At 68.4% G+C, this 19,524-nt stretch carries 18 protein-coding genes; 3 read left to right on the top strand and 15 right to left on the bottom strand.

The window, feature by feature from the left end:
* Both ABQF13_RS12655 and ABQF13_RS12650 read left to right on the top strand, forming a co-directional pair.
* The gene (locus ABQF13_RS12655; protein ID WP_448393146.1) at positions 1 to 708 is read left to right on the top strand and encodes a TIGR03089 family protein; all 708 of its coding nucleotides are present in this window, start codon (positions 1 to 3) and stop codon (positions 706 to 708) included.
* Between the two features lie 60 nt (positions 709 to 768).
* Positions 769 to 2,208 carry a multicopper oxidase family protein gene (locus ABQF13_RS12650; protein ID WP_448393082.1) on the top strand — a complete coding sequence of 480 codons (1,440 nt, stop codon included), beginning with the start codon at positions 769 to 771 and terminating at the stop codon, positions 2,206 to 2,208.
* 18 nt (positions 2,209 to 2,226) lie between these two features.
* Here the strand turns inward: ABQF13_RS12650 and ABQF13_RS12645 are convergent, their stop codons facing one another.
* Genes ABQF13_RS12645 through ABQF13_RS12630 form a run of 4 tightly spaced genes read right to left on the bottom strand, consistent with a single transcriptional unit; the run spans position 2,227 to position 6,015 of the window.
* The gene (locus ABQF13_RS12645) at positions 2,227 to 3,390 is read right to left on the bottom strand and encodes an acyl-CoA dehydrogenase (RefSeq protein ID WP_448393081.1); all 1,164 of its coding nucleotides are present in this window, start codon (positions 3,388 to 3,390) and stop codon (positions 2,227 to 2,229) included.
* 54 nt (positions 3,391 to 3,444) lie between these two features.
* On the bottom strand, positions 3,445 to 4,278 hold the full coding sequence (locus ABQF13_RS12640) for a class I SAM-dependent methyltransferase (RefSeq protein ID WP_448393080.1): 834 nt from the start codon (positions 4,276 to 4,278) through the stop codon (positions 3,445 to 3,447).
* 11 nt (positions 4,279 to 4,289) lie between these two features.
* Positions 4,290 to 4,802 (bottom strand): 5-(carboxyamino)imidazole ribonucleotide mutase, encoded by a 513-nt coding sequence (gene purE / locus ABQF13_RS12635; protein ID WP_448393079.1) that lies wholly within the window; start codon positions 4,800 to 4,802, stop codon positions 4,290 to 4,292.
* Complete coding sequence (locus ABQF13_RS12630) at positions 4,795 to 6,015, bottom strand: 5-(carboxyamino)imidazole ribonucleotide synthase (RefSeq protein WP_448393078.1); 1,221 nt, start codon at positions 6,013 to 6,015, stop codon at positions 4,795 to 4,797. Before ABQF13_RS12630 ends, purE begins: the two co-directional genes overlap by 8 nt.
* 103 nt (positions 6,016 to 6,118) lie before the next feature.
* Here ABQF13_RS12630 and ABQF13_RS12625 point away from each other — a divergent pair, with 103 nt between their 5' ends.
* Positions 6,119 to 6,799, top strand: a complete 681-nt coding sequence (locus ABQF13_RS12625) for a GtrA family protein (protein ID WP_448393077.1) — start codon at positions 6,119 to 6,121, stop codon at positions 6,797 to 6,799.
* On the opposite strand, the gene ABQF13_RS12620 is transcribed toward ABQF13_RS12625, so the two are convergent.
* From ABQF13_RS12620 to ABQF13_RS12570, 11 genes are all read right to left on the bottom strand, one after another.
* Positions 6,754 to 7,272, bottom strand: a complete 519-nt coding sequence (locus ABQF13_RS12620) for a PH domain-containing protein (RefSeq protein WP_448393076.1) — start codon at positions 7,270 to 7,272, stop codon at positions 6,754 to 6,756. The genes ABQF13_RS12625 and ABQF13_RS12620 overlap by 46 nt on opposite strands.
* Positions 7,273 to 7,339: 67 nt before the next feature.
* Positions 7,340 to 8,146 (bottom strand): biotin--[acetyl-CoA-carboxylase] ligase, encoded by an 807-nt coding sequence (locus ABQF13_RS12615; RefSeq protein WP_448393075.1) that lies wholly within the window; start codon positions 8,144 to 8,146, stop codon positions 7,340 to 7,342.
* Positions 8,136 to 9,392, bottom strand: coding sequence for a lipase family protein (locus ABQF13_RS12610; protein WP_448393074.1), 1,257 nt, complete (start codon positions 9,390 to 9,392; stop codon positions 8,136 to 8,138). The genes ABQF13_RS12615 and ABQF13_RS12610 overlap by 11 nt, the downstream gene beginning before the upstream one ends.
* Before the next feature lie 309 nt (positions 9,393 to 9,701).
* On the bottom strand, positions 9,702 to 11,162 hold the full coding sequence (locus ABQF13_RS12605) for a sugar transferase (protein WP_448393073.1): 1,461 nt from the start codon (positions 11,160 to 11,162) through the stop codon (positions 9,702 to 9,704).
* Positions 11,163 to 11,409: 247 nt separating this feature from the next.
* Entirely contained in the window at positions 11,410 to 12,303 is an 894-nt protein-coding gene (locus ABQF13_RS12600) for a sialate O-acetylesterase (RefSeq protein WP_448393072.1), read from the bottom strand.
* Positions 12,272 to 13,513 carry a lipase family protein gene (locus ABQF13_RS12595; RefSeq protein ID WP_448393071.1) on the bottom strand — a complete coding sequence of 414 codons (1,242 nt, stop codon included), beginning with the start codon at positions 13,511 to 13,513 and terminating at the stop codon, positions 12,272 to 12,274. The genes ABQF13_RS12600 and ABQF13_RS12595 overlap by 32 nt, the downstream gene beginning before the upstream one ends.
* Positions 13,513 to 14,778, bottom strand: a complete 1,266-nt coding sequence (locus tag ABQF13_RS12590) for an acyltransferase family protein (RefSeq protein WP_448393070.1) — start codon at positions 14,776 to 14,778, stop codon at positions 13,513 to 13,515. The genes ABQF13_RS12595 and ABQF13_RS12590 overlap by 1 nt, the downstream gene beginning before the upstream one ends.
* Positions 14,775 to 16,034, bottom strand: a complete 1,260-nt coding sequence (locus tag ABQF13_RS12585) for an alpha/beta fold hydrolase (protein ID WP_448393069.1) — start codon at positions 16,032 to 16,034, stop codon at positions 14,775 to 14,777. Before ABQF13_RS12585 ends, ABQF13_RS12590 begins: the two co-directional genes overlap by 4 nt.
* On the bottom strand, positions 16,034 to 16,699 hold the full coding sequence (locus ABQF13_RS12580) for a YveK family protein (protein ID WP_448393068.1): 666 nt from the start codon (positions 16,697 to 16,699) through the stop codon (positions 16,034 to 16,036). Before ABQF13_RS12580 ends, ABQF13_RS12585 begins: the two co-directional genes overlap by 1 nt.
* Positions 16,696 to 17,952: a lipase family protein gene (locus ABQF13_RS12575; protein ID WP_448393067.1), complete on the bottom strand. Its 1,257-nt coding sequence runs from the start codon at positions 17,950 to 17,952 to the stop codon at positions 16,696 to 16,698. Before ABQF13_RS12575 ends, ABQF13_RS12580 begins: the two co-directional genes overlap by 4 nt.
* A complete protein-coding gene (locus tag ABQF13_RS12570; RefSeq protein ID WP_448393145.1) occupies positions 17,952 to 19,502 on the bottom strand; it encodes a tyrosine-protein kinase domain-containing protein in 1,551 nt (516 codons plus the stop codon). Before ABQF13_RS12570 ends, ABQF13_RS12575 begins: the two co-directional genes overlap by 1 nt.
* Between the last annotated feature and the right edge of the window lie 22 nt (positions 19,503 to 19,524).

The raw sequence follows: 19,524 nt of genomic DNA, 5'->3' as shown, positions 1-19,524 counted from the left end.
GTGTCGACGGTCAGTTCGGCCATCCTGGATCCGCTGATGGCGGCCGACCCGGCGGGTCCGCGCATCACCTACTACGACGACGCCACCGGTGAGCGCATCGAATTGTCAACGGCCACACTGGTTAATTGGGCCGCCAAGACCGGCAATTTGTTGCGCGACGAGCTGGGCGCTGGACTGGGCAGCCGGGTCGCGGTCTTGTTGCCCGCGCACTGGCAGAGCGCCGCGGTGCTGTTCGGGATCTGGTGGATCGGCGCGGAAGTGGTGTTGGGGGCAGGCGAGGCCGACGTCGCGCTGTGCACCGAGGACCGGCTGTCCGACGCGGACGCTGCCGTCGGAGTCGGCGAGGTCGCGGTGCTGTCACTGGACCCGTTCGGTAAGCCGGTCGATGACCTTCCGATCGGCGTGACCGATTACGCCACCGCGGTGCGGGTGCACGGCGACCAGATCGTCCCCGAGCCCAGCCCGGGTCCGGCGTTGGACGGCCACTCGGTCGCCGACGTGCTCGCCGACGCCCGGACGTCGGCGGATGCACAAGGATTGACCGCGCAGGACCGGGTGCTTTCCAGCGCGTCCTGGGACACCGCCGACGCGCTCATCGAACACCTGCTGGCGCCGTTCGCGGTGGGCGCGTCCCTGGTGCAGGTGGCCAACCCGGATCCCGCTGCGCTCGAGCGGCGCAAACAGATGGAGAAGGTCACCAGAGGCTGACGGGCCGATTAATTTGCGATTTCGCAAGCGACGGCCGCGTTGTGGTGCCACGCTGGACCCGTGCTCGACAGGCGCGGCTTTCTCGTGCTGTCGGCCGGCTTGGCGGCCGGTGTGGTCGGCGCGTGCTCGACGCGTACCGCCGAGCCGGCGGCGGCCCAGGAGGCGGCAGCCACGCCAGGCTTCGATATCGCGTTCACACCTGTGCAGACCGACGTCGACCTCGGCGGCGTTCAGGTGCGGACCTGGGCGTACGGTGACCGGCTGCCGGGCCCGGAGATCCGCCTGCGCAAGGGCGAGCGGCTGCGCGCGCAACTGACCAATAAGCTGCCCGCTCCCACCACCATCCACTGGCACGGCCTGGCGATCCCCAACGACATGGACGGCGTGCCGGTGCTGACCCAGCCCGCGGTGGCGCCCGGCGGTGACTTCACCTACGAGTTCGTCGTGCCCGATGCCGGCACCTACTGGTATCACTCCCACGAAGGCACACAACTCGACCGTGGCCTCTACGGCCCCTTGGTTGTCGAAGACCCCGCCGACGGCGCCGACTACGACGACGAACTCGTTGTGGTACTTGATGATTGGGTCGACGGCACCGGCCGCGACCCGGACCAGGTGCTGGCCGAGCTGAGGAAGGCGGGGATGCCCGCGATGCCGGAACTGCCCGACGCGGGCATCACGCCGTCGACGCCGCTCGGCGACGACGGCGGCGACGTCACTTACCCGTACTACCTCATCAACGGGCGGGTCACCACCGATCCGCAGGTCGTGGACTACCGTGCCGGGCAACGTATCCGGCTGCGGGTCATCAACGCGGGCTCGGACACGGCATTTCAGGTCGGGGTGCCCAACCACCGGCTGCACGTGATCGCCACCGACGGGTTCGCGGTGGAGCCGGTCGACACCGACTCGGTGATCCTCGGAATGGGTGAGCGGGTCGATGCGATCGTCACGCTGCAGGCGTCGGTGCCGGTGATCGCGGCGGCGTACCGCAAAGACGGCTACGCGCAATTGAACATGCGCGTCGGCGGCGCAGCGAGCGCCGTCAACACCGACGACTACGTCGCCGCGCTGCGCATGCAGGCCCCGCTGGACACCGCGACGCTGAGCGCCCCGCCCGACCTGAACCTGCCCGGTGGCCCCGTCGACCAGAGCATCGACATGCGCCTGGCCGGGCCGGTGAACGGCTACAACTGGACGATCAACGGCAGGCAATACGATCCGCCCAACGACGGTTACCCGGTGCGCCCCGGCCAGCGGGTGCGCATCCGCTACGTCAACGAGTCGAAGATGTTTCACCCGATGCACTTACACGGGCACACGTTCCAGGTGATGGGTCCCGGCTCGACTCCGTTGGCCCGCAAGGACACCGTGCTGGTGGCGCCGCTGCGCACCGTCGAGATCGACTTCGACACGGACAACCCCGGTCGGTGGATCACCCACTGCCACAACACGTATCACCTCGAGGCGGGAATGGCCACCTTCATCGAGTACGTCTGAGAGCGAGGGCGCCCACACCTACTTCAGCAGGGCGCGGGACATCACCACGCGCTGAATCTGGTTGGTGCCCTCGTAGATCTGGGTGATCTTGGCGTCGCGCATCATTCGTTCGACGGGGAAGTCGGTGGTGTAGCCGTAGCCGCCGAACAACTGGACCGCGTCGGTAGTGACCTCCATCGCGACGTCGGAGGCAAAACATTTCGACGCCGAGGAGATGAACCCGAGGTTGGGCTCACCACGTTCGGCGCGCGCTGCGGCGGTGTAGACCATCAGCCGGGCCGCCTCGATCTTCATCGCCATATCGGCCAGCATGAACTGCACCGCCTGGAAGTCGGCGATGCGCTTGCCGAACTGCTTGCGCTCCTTGACGTATTCGATGGAGGCGTCCAGTGCGCCCTGGGCGATGCCGACGGCTTGGGCCCCGATCGTCGGGCGAGTGTGGTCCAAGGTGGCCAGCGCCGTCTTGAAACCGGTGCCCTCATCGCCGATGATCCGGTCGGCGGGGATCCGGCAATCCTCGAAATACAGTTCGGTAGTGGGCGATCCCTTGATGCCCATCTTCTTTTCCTTGGCGCCCACCGAGAACCCGGGATCGTCCTTATGGATGACGAACGCCGAGATGCCGTTGGCGCCCTTGTCCGGATCTGTCACCGCCATCACCGTGTACCACGTCGATTGGCCGCCGTTGGAGATCCAGCACTTGGCGCCGTTGAGCACCCACTCGTCGCCCTCGCGGCGCGCCCGCGTCCGCATCGACGCCGCGTCGCTGCCCGCCTCACGTTCGGACAGGGCGTAGGAGGCGACCGCATCGCCGGCGGCGATCGACGGCAGCACCTGCTTCTTGAGTTCCTCGCTGCCGCGCAGCAGCAAACCCATCGTGCCCAGCTTGTTGCAGATCGGGATCAGCGACGAGGACGCGCACACCCGCGCCACCTCTTCGATGACGATGCACGCCGCCACCGAATCACCGCCTTGGCCGCCGTACTCTTCGGGGATGTGGATGGCCGCCATCCCCGAACCGGTCAGCGCCGCCAGCGCCTCATCGGTGTAGCGCGCTTTCTCGTCGACGTCTGCGGCGTGCGGTGCGATCGCTTTCTCGCACAGGTCACGAAGCACCGACCGCAGCTCGTTGTGCTCGTCGGACAGCATGAAAGTGTCGAAAGACGGGTTGCCAATCGCCATCACAGACTCCTTGCTACTCGCGGGTAACTTTACCCGTGCGGGACGGCGTCATGCTCAGTGGGCCGATCCGCCGCGACCCGAGACGATCTGCAGGCCGCGCACCATTTCACGGTACGTGCGGTGATACAGCGACCGGATGATCGCGCTGCGCCGCAGCAGATCCACCGGACCCCGCGGGGCGACCAGGCCCACGTCGTGCCCGGCGAACACCGACGCGCCGGTCGCCAGGCGCAGCTTGCCACCGACCGCGGACTCCACCTCGGCCCGGTACAGCCCGCAGTAGTCGGGCTGGGCGAAGAAGACCTTGTTGAACCCGATCAAAAACGGGGCCATCCCACCGGAGTCCTGCAGGTAGCGCAGCGTGCCGACCGCGACGCCGGGCCACTGCTGGTTGAACACGTCGTCGGCGATGACGATGCCGCCGTCGGCGAGCGTGGCCTCGGCGAGTTTCATGTCGGAGTACACGATCTCGTCGGTGTGGCCGCCGTCCACGCTGAAAAACCGGATGTTGCCGCCGGCCAGGTCCCGCAGCGTCTGCGGCGACAGCTTCGTCGAATCACCCTGGTGGATCACGACGTCGTCCATCGACGACCACAGGTTCACGTTGTTGACGAACTTGGTCAGGTCGCCGTGTCCGGATCCGTCGACGTTGAGGTCCTGATCGCCGAAGATGTCGATGGCGACCGACTTCTCCCCGGGACGCTGCAGCAACCGCAACCCGATGAACAGCTTGCCGTGGTGCACGCCGATTTCGGCCACCGCGCCCGACACCTGTTTGGCGCGCTGCGCTGAGTTCAACCCGTCGAGCAGCAACAGGACCTCAGGCTCTAAGAATCCGGTGACCACCCGGTGCCCGACAGCCCGGTACCGTGCGAAATTGCGCTCCATCGGGTTGGAGCCTACTGCCCGAGGAGGCGTTCGCGCAGCGCTGCGTCCTTGCGCAACACGGTGTCGTGTAGCTGCGCCTGGAACTGCTCGACCCGCGCACGCAGCGCCGCGTCGCAAGCCCCGAGAATGCGCACCGCCAGCAACCCCGCGTTACGGGCGCCGCCGATTGACACGGTGGCCACCGGCACGCCCGCGGGCATCTGCACGATCGACAGCAGCGAGTCGAGGCCGTCGAGCTTGGCCAGCGGCACCGGGACGCCGATCACCGGCAACGACGTCGCCGAGGCCACCATGCCGGGCAGATGCGCCGCACCCCCGGCGCCGGCGATGATCACCTCGATCCCTCGGCCTGCCGCGCTCTGGGCGTAGTCGAGCATGCGGGCCGGGGTGCGGTGCGCGGAGACGACGCCGACCTCGAACGGGATGTCGAATTCGGCAAGGGCCGCTGCGGCGTCCTCCATCACGGGCCAGTCGCTGTCGCTGCCCATGATGACGCCGACGCGCGGCGCAGGAGCACTACTCATGTGGATCCCATCCGTCTGTCCATTCCGCATGTGACAACCAGTGCGCCGCACGGCCGGCGCGTTCTCGCACATCGGCGACGTACCCGTCGTCGTCCACCGAACCGTCCGGCGCGCCGATGATGTTGACGTGGCCGATCTTTCGGCCGGGCCGCTCGTCCTTGCCGTAGAGGTGCACCTTGGCCTCGGGCAGCCGCGCGAAGAGGTGATGCAGCCGCTCATCCATGCCCATCTCCGGTTTCTGTTGGGCGCCAAGGACATTGGCCATCACGGTGACCGGCGCGATGGGGCCGGTGTCGCCGAGCGGGTAATCGAGAACCGCGCGTAGGTGTTGTTCGAACTGGCTGGTGCGGGCGCCGTCGATGGTCCAGTGCCCGGAGTTGTGCGGTCGCATCGCGAGTTCGTTGACGAGCAGCGTGCCCTCGACGGTCTCGAACAGTTCGACGGCCAACACCCCGACCACGCCGAGCGCTTCGGCCAGCCGCAGACCCAGTCGTGTCGCCGCGGTGGACAGTTCGTCGCTGAGCTTGGGGGCCGGGGCGACCGCCTCGACGCAGATGCCGTCGCGCTGCACGGTCTGCACCACCGGCCATGCCGCACCCTGCCCGAACGGCGACCGCGCGACGAGGGCGGCCAGCTCGCGCCGCATCTCGACCCGCTCCTCGACGAGCACTTCTGCGCCGTCGGCCAGGTGCCGCGCGGCCGCGTCGCGCGCCTCGGCCAGGTCGCGCGCCAGCGTCACACCGCGGCCGTCGTAGCCGCCGCGGACGGCCTTCACCACGATCGGGCCGTCGACCCGGGCGGCGAACGCGTCGACGTCGGCGGGCTCGGTGACGGCTGCGAACCGCGGCACCGGCGCATCCAGGGCCGCCAGCCGCCGCCGCATCACCAGCTTGTCCTGTGCGTGGATCAGCGCCGACGGCGGCGGTGCCACGTTGACCCCGTCGGCCACCAGCTTCTCGAGCAGCTCGGTCGGCACGTGCTCGTGGTCGAAGGTCAGCGCGTCGGCCCCTGCGGCCGCGCGGCGCAGCGCGTCGAGGTCGGTGTGGGCGCCGATCACCACATCGGGGCTGACCTGCGCGGCCGGGTCCTCGGCGGTGACCGCCAGTATCCGCAGCGTCTGACCCAGCGCGATAGCGGCCTGATGGGTCATCCTGGCCAGTTGCCCGCCGCCGATCATGGTCACCAGCGGGGGCCCGCTCGGGGTTCGCGACACGCCTTTATGGTGTCATGGCCACGATCGGCCGCCTCGGCTGCCTTTAGGCCGACCACCTGCGCGGCTACGCGCTGGCTGGGTGATTTCCGTAGACTGCCTCTTTGTGTCCTTTACCGATGCCACGATCGCGCGGCTGCCCCGCGTGGTTCGGCCGTACCTGGAACGGCATCACGAACTGATCAAGTTCGCCATCGTGGGCGCGACAACGTTCGTCATCGACACCTCGGTCTTTTACACGCTCAAGCTGACCGTGCTGGAGCCCAAACCCGTCACGGCCAAGATCATCGCGGGCATCGTCGCGGTGATCGCGTCATACATCCTCAACCGGGAATGGAGCTTCCGCGACCGGGGCGGGCGGGAACGCCACCACGAGGCGCTGATGTTCTTCGGGGTCAGCGGCGTCGGGGTGCTGCTGTCCATGGCCCCGCTGTATTTCTCCAGCTACGTGTTGATGTTGCGGGTGCCCGAGGTCAGCCTGACGGTGGAGAACATCGCCGACTTCATCGCCGCCTACATCATCGGCAACCTGCTGCAGATGGGGTTCCGGTTCTGGGCCTTCCGCCGCTGGGTCTTCCCCGACGAGTTCGGCCGCAACCCCGACAAGGCCCTGGAATCGCTCACCATCGGCGGTATCGCCGAAGCGCTGGAAGACCACGTCGAGCAGGTGCAGCGCAACGGCTCGCGCAATGGGAACGTCACGCCGCTGCGCCGCCCCAACCGGCGGGCCCGGCGGCTGGCTCAACTCGACGATTCCTCTGAGCCCAGCGTGTCGAAGACTTCGTGATACAGCAGCGAGTGCACGCGCTCCACCCGGGGGATGTCGTAGAACTCAAGCGGATCCTGCGACGCTGACTCGATGATCAGCGTGCCGGTACGCACCACCCGGTCCAATAGCCCGTGCCGGTACTCGACGCTGTTGATCCTGGCCAGCGGGATGTCGATACCCGCGCGCGTCAGCACGCCGTGGCGGAACATCACCCGCCGGTCGGTGATGACGAAATGCGTTGTCCACCAGCTCAGGAATGGCCAGAGCGAAAGCCAGCCGACGATCACCAACCAGATCGCCGCGATGACGATGAGCACGACGTTGCGGGCGGTGGGATCCCATCCCGTCTGGTTGACGTAACCCGCGCCGAACGCTGCCAGCGCGGTGGCCACCAGCAGCATCAGGATCGGGCCGATCAGCCGCTTCCAGTGCGGGTGGCGGTGCAGCACCACCTGTTCGTCGGCGGCCAGCACGTTGTCGGGATATCCCATGCCGAGCACTTTAAGGCGATTTGGGTGCGCTAACCATCGCCCAGCGATCGTTCGCGCACCGAAATCGCTACGGGGCGGGACGCAGGTGCACGATGTCGCCTGCCGACACCTTCGTCAGGGCACCGTCGGTATCGATGTCGAGCCTGCCCTGCTCGTCGATGTCGCGGGCGACGCCGACGATCTCCTGACCACCCGGCAGCATCGCCCGCACGGGCGTGCCGAGGGTCAGGCTGCGTGCGCGGTAGTCGGCGATCAGCGCGGGGTCGGCGCCGCCGTGCCGGCGCCAGGCCTCGAAGCGACGGCCCAGTTCGTGCAGCACCCGCTGCAGCAGTTGCTGACGGTCCGGGGCCGGCCCACCGAGTTCGACGAGCGAGGTGACCCCGGGCACCCCGATCTCGGCGCCGGTCAGCGAGACGTTGAGCCCGATACCGACCACCACGGCCTGCGAAGCGGCGGCCACCTCGGCGAGGATGCCCGCGAGCTTGCCGCCGCCGGCCAGCACGTCGTTGGGCCACTTCAGGCCGGCCTGCACGCCGGTGTCGGCGACCGCGTCGACGATCGCTACCCCGGTGGCCAGCGGCAGCCATCCCCACGCCTGGCTGGGTACCGCGGCGGCGTCGACGCCGACCGACACGGTGATCTGCGCGTACGGCACCGCCGACCAGCTGCGGCCCTGCCTGCCGCGGCCGGCGGTCTGGTTCTCGGCGACCAGCACGGCGCCGTCGACGGCCTCGCCGCGCTGCGCGCGCGCGATCAGATCGGCATTGGTGGAGCCGGTTTCGGCCACCACGTCGATGCGACGCCACAGCGGCGAGGCACCGATGACGTTGTGCCGCAACGCCGCCTCGTCGAGCGGAACCCGGTCAGCAGTCATTGGGTGCGGGCCTTCCTGCGAAGCGGTCGGACATCCAGTCGAGCATCTGCAGTGCGTTGGCGGGGTTGTGGCCGCCGTCGGGGTCGAATTCGATGGTCACCGTCCCGCCGAGCGCGCACGCCTCCTCGATCGCCGAGCGGGTCCATTCGGCGTCGATGAACGGATCATTGCCGCCGTAGAACACGTACAGCGGCGCCGACAGCGGTTGCTGGGGCAGCGCCCAGTCGTCGAGCAGCCGGCGCAATCGCTGGGCGGCCTCCGGGGTGCGCGGGGTGAACTCCCGCGGGCCGATCCGCTGGATCGCCGCCGCGCGGGCGTAGGCGTTTTCCTGGCTGCAGTCCGAAAGCTCCTCCCAGTGCCGTGCGGCTTCGAACCCGCGGTAGTCGTCACGGTCGAGGTCGGGATGTAGCCGTGCCAGGGACTCGACCACCGCCTGCATGACGGGCCGCTGTTCGGTGGTCAGGGTGCCGTGTTCGGCCTTCGTCACGAGCCCCGAGATGTCGGCGGCAGGCGATGACGCCACGGCGCCGACGAGCAGGAGTTCCGGTGCGTAGTCGCGGGCCTGTTCGTTGGCCGCCCACGCCGCGCCGCCGCCCTGGGAGTCGCCCAGCGCCGACCAGTTCTCGGACACGTCCCCGAACGTGTGCCGCAGCGCGCGCACCGCGTCGATCATGTTGCGTCCCGCCGTGCGGGCGTCCGAATACGGGTGGATGCCCTTGACCCCGAGGCCCTGGTAGTCGGGCAGCGCGACGGCATATCCCCGCTGGGTGAGCACCCGCACCACATGGACGAGGTTGTGCAGGTTGGGCGACAGCGACGGTGCGCACTGCGGGTCGATGCCCAACGTGCCGTGTCCGAACGCGACCACCGGCCATCCACCCTCGGGCGGGGCCTCCTTGGATGTGAACACCGAACCCGACACCACGGTCGGTGCTCCGGTGTCGCCGGAGGTGGACCGGTAGACCACCCGGGCCGCCCGCAGCTGGCGGCCTTCCACGGTGCGGGTGACGCCGGGCATCGTGGTGGCGGTCACCAGGGAACCGGGCCCGCCGCCACTGGTGTCGGCCGACTCGACCGGCACCGGCGGCCCGCCCGATGACGGGAACTGGTTGAGGAACTTCAGGGCAAGCGTCGTGGCGATCGGTTGAAGTGGCACGATGGCCAACACGCCCACCACCGCGACCACCAGCGCGACGGCGACGGTCACCACCACTGTGCGAGTCGTGCCGCTGCGTTGGCTAGACATGAGCCTCCTAGCGTTGTCGTCGCGCCCACACCGCCACCCAAACCTAGGGCAGCCGCATCGGTGGGCCGCGGCGGAGCCCGGTGAGAATCACATTCCGCGAACATCGCAACGGCCGCGCACCACATTTTCATGATCGATCGTCTCGGACGAACCCCACCCATTGCGCAAGATGAAATCTTTTGCGGAGGCGTTCCGAAGTGACATCACAATTTGTGCGTCGGCCGACTCAGTTGATGGTTGCTGGCTGACTCGATCACCTGTCGGAGGTCTTTCGCATTCGGGATAGCTGGCGGCACCGTCAGCAGACGGTCAGTACGCGCCGGTGCCCGCCGCGACGGTGCGGATGGTCTTGGCCGCGATCAGCAGGTCACTGGTGATCGACCAGTTCTCCACGTAGGACAGGTCCAGGCGCACCGAGTCCTCCCAACACAGATCCGAGCGTCCGCTGACCTGCCACAGCCCGGTGATACCCGGCAGCACCAACAGCCGACGGCGCACCTGGTCGGTGTAGGTGTCGACCTCCCGGCGCAACGGCGGACGCGGCCCGACCACGCTCATATCGCGGCGCAGCACATTGATGAACTGCGGCAGCTCATCGATGCTGTAGCGGCGCAGGAACTTGCCCACCGGAGTCACCCGCGGGTCCTCGCGGATCTTGAACAGCACGCCGCCGACGCTATCGTTGACGTCGAGTAGCCGGTCGACCTCTTTGTCCGCGCCGTCCACCATGGTGCGGAACTTGAGCATCTCGAACGGCCGGCCGTCCAGTCCGATCCGCTCGGAGCGGTACAACACCGGGCCCCTGCTGGTCAGTTTGATGGCCAGCGCGGCCAGCAGCATCACGGGCAGCGCGCCGGTCAGCACGGTGATCGACACACAGAGGTCGAAGGCCCGCTTCTGCAGTTTCTTGGTTCCGCTGTACTGCGGCTTCTCGACGTGGATCAACGGCAACCCGGCCACCGGCCGCATCGTCAGCCGCGGGCCCGCGACATCGACGACACCCGGCGAAACCACCAGGTCGACACCGAGTTTGTCCATTTCCCACGACAACTCGCGTATCCCTGCGGGGCCGAAGTGATCGGTGGTGGTCAGCGCGACGGTGTCGGCGTCAGTCTTGAGGATCGCGTCGTGCAGGTGGTGTTCGTTTCCGAACACCGGCAGCGCGCCGACGCCGGGCACTTCCAGGGTGCCCCCGCCGGGGCGACCGGTCAGACACACCCCGACCACCGCATACCCGTACGACCAGCCGCGCGCCAACGACTGCACCAAACTGCGCACGGCGCGGGCGTCACCGACGGCGACAACGGTCTGCACGCACTTGCCCTGGCGACGTTTCCGCGCCAGCAGCCGACGGCACAAGTTACGGCTGGCCAGCAGCGCGAGCAGACCGAGCGGAAGGGCGACCGCGAGATAGCCGCGGGCGTACTCCGGGCGAAAGATCATCAGCCCGACGGCGATCACGCCGACGGTTGCCAGCGTCGCGGAGAAGACGCGGCGATACTCCTCGACGCCGGCGCCGACGATCCGAGGTGAGCGGGTGCGGTAGGCCGCGAGCAAGGCCAGCCACGTCGCCGCGACGATGATCGACAGCAGCGAGTAGTAGGAGAACACCCAGAAGTACGCCCCGGGCGGCATCGCCTCCGGCGCGCCGAGCCTGACGAACTGTGCGGCGACGAGGGACAGGCAGACGACGAGGACGTCCGTGACGATCAGGGCGCGGCGGTATGAGTTGTGCCAGGGCGCGCTGTGCGCGGCACCGATCTTCGTCAATCGAGGCTTCGCGGGGGTGTAAGCCTCTTCAGCCACGAACACGGCTAGGCGTTCCTCCTAAGATTTGCTGACGGCTACGGGCCCCCCGACGAAGCACGATTGCGCGTTTACTATGTCAAAGTTTGCCCGGCTCCGCCACCCCATCCACGAAATAGCTGGTCAACAAGGAGCGTCAACCAGCAACACCTTCGCGACGCTGGCAAATTGACATGAATTGATAATTTGTCGTTCGGGGTAGCGAGAACTGTCAATTCGTTGCATATCGAGCAAGTTCCTCAGCGCGCAGCTGGCGGAATTTCGTCCACATGTCGTGGCCCATCTGCCGCATACCTGCGGCGTTGTAGTGCCGGTCGGTCGCGGAATTGACGGAATTGCGTGGTCCCGGGATGAAAGCGGTGCCCGGTATCCGGGCCGGCGTATCGACGTGTACGGCGTGGATCTTCGGATAATCGCGGCCGCTCAATTCCATCTCTTCGGGTGCCATTCCGCCCAACAACATCGGCACGTCTTTGCCGTATCGGGTACGTAAATCCGCGATGAGGGAATCGAGCTTGGCCCGATAAACCGTGCCGGAGGTCAGCGGCACGTCGCTTTCGCCCTGGTGCCACAGCACCGCGGCCACCTCACTGCCGGGATAGGCCGCCAGCGCCTTGTCGATGGCGCTCACCCCTCGCCGGTAGAGGTTCACCCTGGTGCGGGTGTCGGCGGGATCCCAGGTGTAACCGTTTTTCGGCGTGAACGACGTGTCACCGCGCGCGCCGGGGATGAGCAGGACGGTGCGTCCCGTCTCGTCGGCCAGGTGTTTGGCGAACGTCAACCCGAACCCGACCCCTTTACCGGGGATCTCGTGGATGAGCGGGTCGACGGCCAGGACGGCCTTACCCGCCGACGGTCCGCACATCGCCCACTGGTGCACCCGCGGGTGCGGCCGGTCCGGGCCGCTCAGATCGAGGCCGAGGCCCATGCCGAACGCATTGGACTGGCCGAGCACCGGCACGATCAGATACGGCTGCTCGGGCGGCGCGACGTCGATGCCCTTGGGTGCGAGCAGTCGCAGCACCACGCATTTGGCCTCGGTCAGCAGCCGCCGCCACAGCGGCCAGTCGCCGTCAGTTACCGGGTGGGGGTGAGGTGCACTCATCTGTCACCGGCTTTCCTGCGAATCTGTCTGCCAGCCATGCGTATTGGGAGCTGATGTCGACATTGCCGTGGCCAGCCTGCGGCTGCAGGTCCCATACGATCGGGCCGCCGAGGGCGCAGGCGCGCGCGATCGCGTCGGTGGTCCACTGTGCGTCGATGTATTCGTCCTGACCGCCGTAGGACACCGACAGCGGCGCCGTGAGCGGCTGCTGCGGCAGCGCCCACTGACCCAACAGTTCGCGCAGCCGCTCGGCGGCCTGCGGTGTCTTTGGGACCAGGTCGCCGGGGGCGAGCGCCTCCGCCGCCTCCTTGCGGTCCAGTCCCTTGGCGCCCGAGCACGACGACAGCACGTCCCAGTATTCCGCGGCCGCGCCGCTGCGGTAGTCGTCACGGTCGAGGTCGGGGTGCAGCCGCGCCAACGTCTCCACCACCGACTGAAACGCCGGCCGCTGGTAGTACGTCAACGTTTTGGCCTCCGCCTTGTCCACCAGGCCGGTGACGTCGGCGGCCGGAACCATCGCGACGACGCCGACCAGGTCGAGTTCGGGCGCGTAGCCGCCAGCCTGCTCGCCGGCTGCCCACACCGCGCCGCCGCCTTGGGAACCGCCGAGCGCCGCCCACTGCGGCGAGATGTCGTCGAAGGTGCGGTGCAGTGCGCGCACCGAGTCGATGATGTTGAGCCCCGCGGTCTTGGCGTCCAGGTAGGGGTGTATGCCCGGCGCGCCGAGCCCCTGGTAGTCGGCGAACGCAACGGCGTAGCCCTTCCGAACCAGCCCGACCACCATGGCGGACATGCCGAGCAGCGAGTCCGACAGCGACGGCGCGCACGGCTCGTCCATGCCCGTGGTGCCGTGCCCGAACGCTATGACCGGCCACCCACCTTGGGGCGCAACACCTTTGGGCGTGTAAACCGAGCCGGAGACCACGGTCGGGTCGCCGGTATCGCCGTTGGTGGAGTGGTATAGGACGCGTGCGGCGTTGAACTCGGCGCCGACCTTGCTGCGGGACAGCCCCGGCATCGTCATGGCGCTGACCAGGTCACCGGGTTCGGATCCGCCGAGGCGCGCGGTCGCGATCGGTTCGGCGTCGGGGTGGGCAGCCGGCGTGTCGCCTTCGACGTCGCCGGAGCGAAACGCCCATGCCACCACGACCGCGCCCGCCACCAGAACGACCGCTGCCGCGACGACAAGCGCGACACGAAGCCGACCCATCAGCGCCACCGGTAGCGGTAGCGTCGGGCGACGTTCATTGCGGGCTTCTCCACCGTGTAGTAGGTGACGCTGGACACCGCTAGCGTGACCGCAAGCACCACAACGATGTTCAGACACATCCCGCCCAGGGAGTCACCCGCCAGCAGGCCGAACCGGTGCAGCATCAACATCGTCGGGAAGTGCAGCAGGTACAGCGACAACGACACCTTACCCACGAACAGGAAGGGGGCCCGTTCGAGGCCTTCGCCGATCCTCGAGCGTTGTCCGCACGACAGCGGTGCGACGATCACCAGGATCACCAGCGCCGAGGCGATGGCCATCGCGCTGGTGCCGAACATGTTGCCCAACGCGATCAACGCCAACCCCACGACCAGCACGACGGGCAGCGCCAGCGCCGAAACCGGCCGCACCCGCCGTGCGGCCGGTGTCCGCACCGTGCCCTGTTCGATCGCCACGACAGCGACCGCGGCCAGCATGCCGAACGCGAAGTTGTCGGCGTTGACCAGAAAGCTCCTCAGATACACCGAAACCCAGTTGGGTCCCCACTGCATCAGCTCAGGGTCGGTGACCCCGAAGTGGTTGCTCACCAACGGCAACAATAGTTTTGCGACGAACCCGATCACGATGAACACCACGGGCAGGCTGGCGGCCAGCAGCAGGGGACGCGCCGCGGTTCTGCGGCGTATCGCGAACAACAGCACGGCCGACAACGGCAGCGACAAGTAGAACGCGAATTCCAGCGTCAGCGACCACGACGGGTTCAGGCCGGTGAAAATGTACTCGGGAATGTAGGTCTGCACGAGCGTGAGATTGGCCAGCAACTGCCACGGGTCGGTGATGGTGCCGGTGCCCTCGTCGGTGCCGAGCGCCTGCACTGTGGGGTTCTCGACGTACACCACACCGAAGATGTAGTTGCACACCAGGAAGATGAACAGGTAGCCGGGCACGATGCGGGCAATCCGGTGGATCGCGAAGTTGCGTGCGCTTGGCGGCGTTGCCACCGCGGCGTCGTCGGTCAGCCTGCGAACGTAGGGCAGGAACAGCAGAAAGCCGCTGAGCACGAAGAAGAAGATCAGGCTCATCCCGACGATGCCGATCTTGGTCTGCGCCGAGGTGTTTGGTGAAAAGTTGCCGGCGACGTGCATGACCGCCACTCCGACGGCCGACAGGCCGCGCGCCCCGTCCAGGCCGATGATGCGCCCGGTAGTGGCGGGTGTCGGCCGCGCCGGCGACGGGTCCGCGTTATCCCGCGGCTTGATGGTCACTGCGGCGCCCCGGGCGGTGTCAGACCCAGACAGCTGTCGGGTGCCGGCTCACTGCGGAACCGCGCGTTTACCCAGCCGAACGCCGAGGAGACGTCAATGTCGGCGTGGCCCTTGTCCGGCTGCGGCGCGATGTCGATGACATCGCCCATCGCGCACGCCGCGCGCAGCGCACGGTCGGTCCACTCCGGAAGCACCAGCGCATCGTTGCCGCCGTAGAGCACGAGCATCGGGGCCGTGGTCGGGAGCTTCGGCAGGCTCATGTTCTGCAGCAGCGTGCGCAGTGTGTCGACGGCCTGCGGAGTGCTCGGCCGAAGGTCCTCACCGCTGAGCTGCGGCGTCAGCGCGCTGCGCTCAGCGACCTCGGGCCCGTCGCACGCAATCAACGTGTCCCAGTTGTCTTCTGCGAAGCCCCGCCGGTATTCGTCGAGCGCGAAGTCCGGATGTGTGCGGTGCAGCGACTCGAGGATCGCCACCAGCGCGGGCAGCTGTTCTCCGGTGAGCTGACCGGTGGCGGCCGCGTCGGCGAAACCGGCGATGTCGGCGGCCGGCGCCACGCTGACCGTGCCCAGCAGCGCGAGGCCGGCGCCATAGGTGGCGGCCAGTTCATTGGCCGCCCAGGCGGCCTGCCCGCCCTGGGAGACGCCGATCGCCATCCAGCGTGCGGATGCCTCGGGGACCAGGTGGCGCGCGGCCTTCACCGAGTCGATGACGTTGTAGCCGGCCGTGGTGGCATCCAGGTACGGGTGGTCGCTGTTGTCATCGCCGTCTTCCATGCCCAGCCCCTGGTAGTCGGGCACGGTGACGACGAACCCCGCATCCACCAGCGCCGTCACCGCGTTGGACGTGCCCAGCAGGTTCGGCGAAAGCGACGGTGCGCACGTGGATTCGATCCCGGTGGTGGCGTGGGCGTAGGCCACGATCGGCCAGCCGCCTTCGGGCGCGTCGCCCTTGGGCACGAAGACGCTTCCGCTGACTCGGGTGTGCTGGTTGTCGATACCGGAGGTGGACGTGTACTCGATGCGCGCGGCCAACGAACTCGCCGCGCGCAGCCTGCGGTCGATGGTCGGCAAGGAGTTGGCCTGGGCCAGGCCACCCGGCTCTCGTCCGGCGGCGCTGTAGTCCGCCTCGATGGGCATCCCCGACATCGCCGCGGGCGCCTCCTGTTCGGAAGTGTCGTCGGCACAACCGGTTACGACGGCGCCGGTCGCCACGAGAAGGCACGCCAGCCCGATGCCCCCGAGGTGAGCGCGGATCATCAGTTCCTTTCTGCGAGGGCCTCGTCGACGACGTGGTCGAGGTGACGGATGCCGTGCGTGCGGTCGCGCAGCAGCCCGTACGCGAGCACCAGGATGGCGCTGAGCGCAAACCCCACTGCGCCTGCGGGGACGACGAACTGCCACGCCGAGCCCTGCCGGACCGCCGGTTCGGCGGCGTCGACGACGACGAGTTCGGCGGCGCCGGTGTCGACCCTGGCCATCTCCTTGGTCAGCGCGACCAGGTTCTGCGTGACGCCATCGGCGGTGCGGCGGGTGAGGTCGGGGTCGCTGCCGGTCACCGCCACCTCCAGCAGCGCGGAGTTCTTGGCCGACACGGTGATGCGGGCCGCGAGTTCGGCCGGGCTGGTGTCCAGGTCCAACTGCTCGATGGTGCGGATCGTGACCTGCCGGCTGCGGGCCAGATGGCCGGTGGTGAGGTTTCGCGAGATCGAGTTCAGGTGGCCGTAGTAGGCGTCCACCGGGGTGGCGCCGCCCGGCGTCACCGCGAAAACGCGTGCGGTCGAGGTGAACACGGGCGGCGTGCTCTGCCAGGCCAGCCAACCGGCGCCCGCCGAGACTGCGGTTGCGCACAGCAGCACCACCCAGCCGTTGACCAGCAGCCGTAGATAGTCGCGTACCCGAGGCACGTTCGCGGGCGGCCTCATGTTGCCCCCACGCAGACGTCGGCGGGCTGTTGGCCGTCGAAGCGCGCCTTCAGCCACGCCAGCGACGTCTGGATGACCAACTCGTTGGTGGTGGTCGTGTCACCGATGCGGCGATTCACCACGATGGGATCACCTTTGGCGCACGCCTCTTTCACCGCGAGCGCGACACCGGCTTGTGGCACCACCGGGTCGTGTGTGCCGTACACCACCAGGACGGGCGCGGGCGGGGCCGGTGAGCTGCCGGGCAGCGCCAAGGTGTTCAACGCGTTGCGCAGCGTAGCGGCGGCGGCCTCGTCGCGCGGGCGCAGGTCCTCCGGGCGCAACTGCGACACCAGCCGGTTCGCCTCTGCGGGATCCGCGGGCGCGCACGAGGTGAGCAGATCCCAGTGCTCGCTGGCCAAACCCGAACGGTAGGCGTTCAGATCGAGATTGGGCAGCTCCTGCGACAAGCCCTGCAGCAGCACCATGAGCAGCCGGTACTGGTTCGGGGTGAGGTTGCCGCTGCTGGCGGCATCGACCAATGGCGACAGGTCGGCGTACGGCGAAAGCGCCACGGCGCCTACCAGGTTGAGCCCGGCGCTGTAATCGGCGGCCCGGATCGCCGCTGCCCATGCTGCAAGGCCGCCCTGGCCGCTGCCGTACGCCGCCCAGTCCGGGCTGGTCTCGGGAACCACCCGGTGCGCCGCGCGCACCCCGTCGATCATGGTGTTGCCCAGGGCAACCCAGTCCAGCGGCGCGTGCTGTTGGCCGCCGACACCGAGCCCTGGAAAGTCGGGCATCATCACCATGTAGCCGCGGTTGAGCATCACCGTCATCGCTGACGCGTAGCCGCCCAGCCCCTGCGCCAGCGACGGCGCGCAGTTCTCCGTCACGCCGGTGAGCGTGTGCCCGAACGCGATGACCGGCCACCCGCCCTCGGGCGCCTTGCCCGCGGGAACCGCAACCACGCCGGAGACTTCGGCGGGTTGGCCGCCGGTGGTGGTCGAGCGGTACACCACCCGTACCGCCGTCACGCCGGCGTCGGTGAAGTGTCTGTTGGGGGCGAGGGGTTCGACCTCAACCAGCGATCCTGGCCCGTCGCCGGTCAGATCCGGCGGCGGCAATTCGGTCGCGCCGACAAACGGCGGCACCAGCGAGTGCGGCGGCCGGTTGTAGTCCGCCTGCGGCTGCGGCGGGCTCGGCGCACAGCCGGCCAGTACCGACACCGCGCCGACGATGGCTCCTGCGTGGGCCACCGCGAGCCGCAACCGCACTATCCGTTGCCTCCGTGTCTGGGCCTGCTCCCGGCGCCCAGCGCCGCGTCGCCGTTGGCATGCCGCGGGGTGTCCGAGCCGACGAGTTGACCCTTCTGGGTCGCCACGGGTCGGGTGTCGGCCGAGTTGTCGCGTCCGCTGCCCGACGGCCTCGCTGCCGAATCCGCTGGGGCGTCACGGCGCACCTGTTTGTGGTGTTGGCGCCGCAGGCGGCCGCCGACACGTTCGAAGGTCGCCACCGTCCCGATCAACGCGACGTTGGCGGTCTGCAGCGCCTGGATCCCCCGGCGCAGCGCCGAGTTCGTGGTGGACCCGATGCGGGCCAGCAGCACCGCACCGTCGCACAGCGCGCCGATGTTCGCGCCGTCGGCGTAGTGCTCGAGCGGAGGCGTGTCGACGACGACATAGTCGAAATTGCGTCCGAGCTCCTCGAACATCGCGGTGGCGCGGTCGTTGGCCCACATCTCGCCGGGGCGCGACGCCTTGGGTCCCGCGGGCAGCACCGCGATGGCGTGCGCGCCGACGGGGATCTCGCCGATCACCGCTTCGGCCACTGCGTGCTCGCCGGCGATCACCGTGCTCACGCCTCGGTTCATGGCGCGGGCGCGACGCTGGTCGTCCAGACCCAGCCGGTCGGCCAGGTCCGCGCCGCGCAAATCACCGTCGACGACGATGACCGAACGGCCCGACTCGGCCAGCGCGGCGGCGAGGTCGATGGCGACGGTGGTGCGTCCGTCGCCGGTCGACGGGCTGGTCACCGCGATGCGGCGCGGCGGGGCGCCGCTACCGGGTGGCACCGCGAACCGCAGGTTCGTGCGCAGTTCACGCACCCGCTCGGCGTAGAGCTCGTTGCCGTCGAGATCGACGACCGTGGTCGCGGGCCGGGTGGGTTCTGCGGGCAGCGCCCCCAGCAGGTGGGTGCCGACGGCGCCCTCCACCGCATCGCGGCCGCGCAGCCGCTTGTCGAGGATGCCCGCCAGCACCGCGGCGATGATGCCGACCACCAGACCGATGACCGCACCCAACGCCGTCATCGTGAGCACACCGAGCCCCGTCGGCGCCGTCGGGTAACTGGCCTCGTCGACCACCACCAGGCCCGCGGCGGGGCTGCCGCCCCGGCGCGACGTCTCCAGCTCGCTGACCAGCCCGACGAGCTGGTCGGCCACCGCATTGGTGTAGGCCTGCGCCTGCGCGGGGTCGGCGTCGGTGACGCTCACATCGAGCAATACCGTCTTCTCACCGGGCAGCGCCGTGACCTTCGAACGCAGCTCGTCCGGCGAGATCGGCGCCTTCAGCTGGTCCACCGCGCGGGCGGCCACTTGTTCGCTGGACGCCAAGTCGGCGTAGGAGTACACCCGTTCCTGGGAGAAGAGGTTGTTCTGATACGCCTCGGTGACCGAGGTGCCGTGCTGCGTTGCTACGAACAGGCGCGCAGTGGACTGGTATTCGGGTGTCAGTAAAAACGTGGCCGCATAGCCACCGGCGCCACCAACGATCACCAGGGTCACGATCAGCCACCAGTACCTGCGGAAAATACGCAGGTATTCCATGATCTCCAAGATCGAACCTTTC

It is taken from the genome of Mycolicibacterium sp. XJ879, from assembly GCF_053483935.1.
This window is presented reverse-complemented; position numbering and strand designations above follow the sequence as displayed.

Bases quoted from the DNA above. Each gene is read 5' to 3' on its own strand.
- ABQF13_RS12600 (WP_448393072.1), bottom strand. From the start codon at position 12,303: ATGAGTGCACCTCACCCCCACCCGGTAACTGACGGCGACTGGCCGCTG.
- ABQF13_RS12570 (WP_448393145.1), bottom strand. From the start codon at position 19,502: ATGGAATACCTGCGTATTTTCCGCAGGTACTGGTGGCTGATCGTGACC.
- ABQF13_RS12615 (WP_448393075.1), bottom strand. From the start codon at position 8,146: ATGACTGCTGACCGGGTTCCGCTCGACGAGGCGGCGTTGCGGCACAAC.
- ABQF13_RS12585 (WP_448393069.1), bottom strand. From the start codon at position 16,034: ATGATCCGCGCTCACCTCGGGGGCATCGGGCTGGCGTGCCTTCTCGTG.
- ABQF13_RS12595 (WP_448393071.1), bottom strand. From the start codon at position 13,513: ATGGGTCGGCTTCGTGTCGCGCTTGTCGTCGCGGCAGCGGTCGTTCTG.
- ABQF13_RS12645 (WP_448393081.1), bottom strand. From the start codon at position 3,390: ATGGCGATTGGCAACCCGTCTTTCGACACTTTCATGCTGTCCGACGAG.
- ABQF13_RS12580 (WP_448393068.1), bottom strand. From the start codon at position 16,699: ATGAGGCCGCCCGCGAACGTGCCTCGGGTACGCGACTATCTACGGCTG.
- ABQF13_RS12610 (WP_448393074.1), bottom strand. From the start codon at position 9,392: ATGTCTAGCCAACGCAGCGGCACGACTCGCACAGTGGTGGTGACCGTC.
- ABQF13_RS12640 (WP_448393080.1), bottom strand. From the start codon at position 4,278: ATGGAGCGCAATTTCGCACGGTACCGGGCTGTCGGGCACCGGGTGGTC.
- purE (WP_448393079.1), bottom strand. From the start codon at position 4,802: ATGAGTAGTGCTCCTGCGCCGCGCGTCGGCGTCATCATGGGCAGCGAC.
- ABQF13_RS12620 (WP_448393076.1), bottom strand. From the start codon at position 7,272: ATGGGATATCCCGACAACGTGCTGGCCGCCGACGAACAGGTGGTGCTG.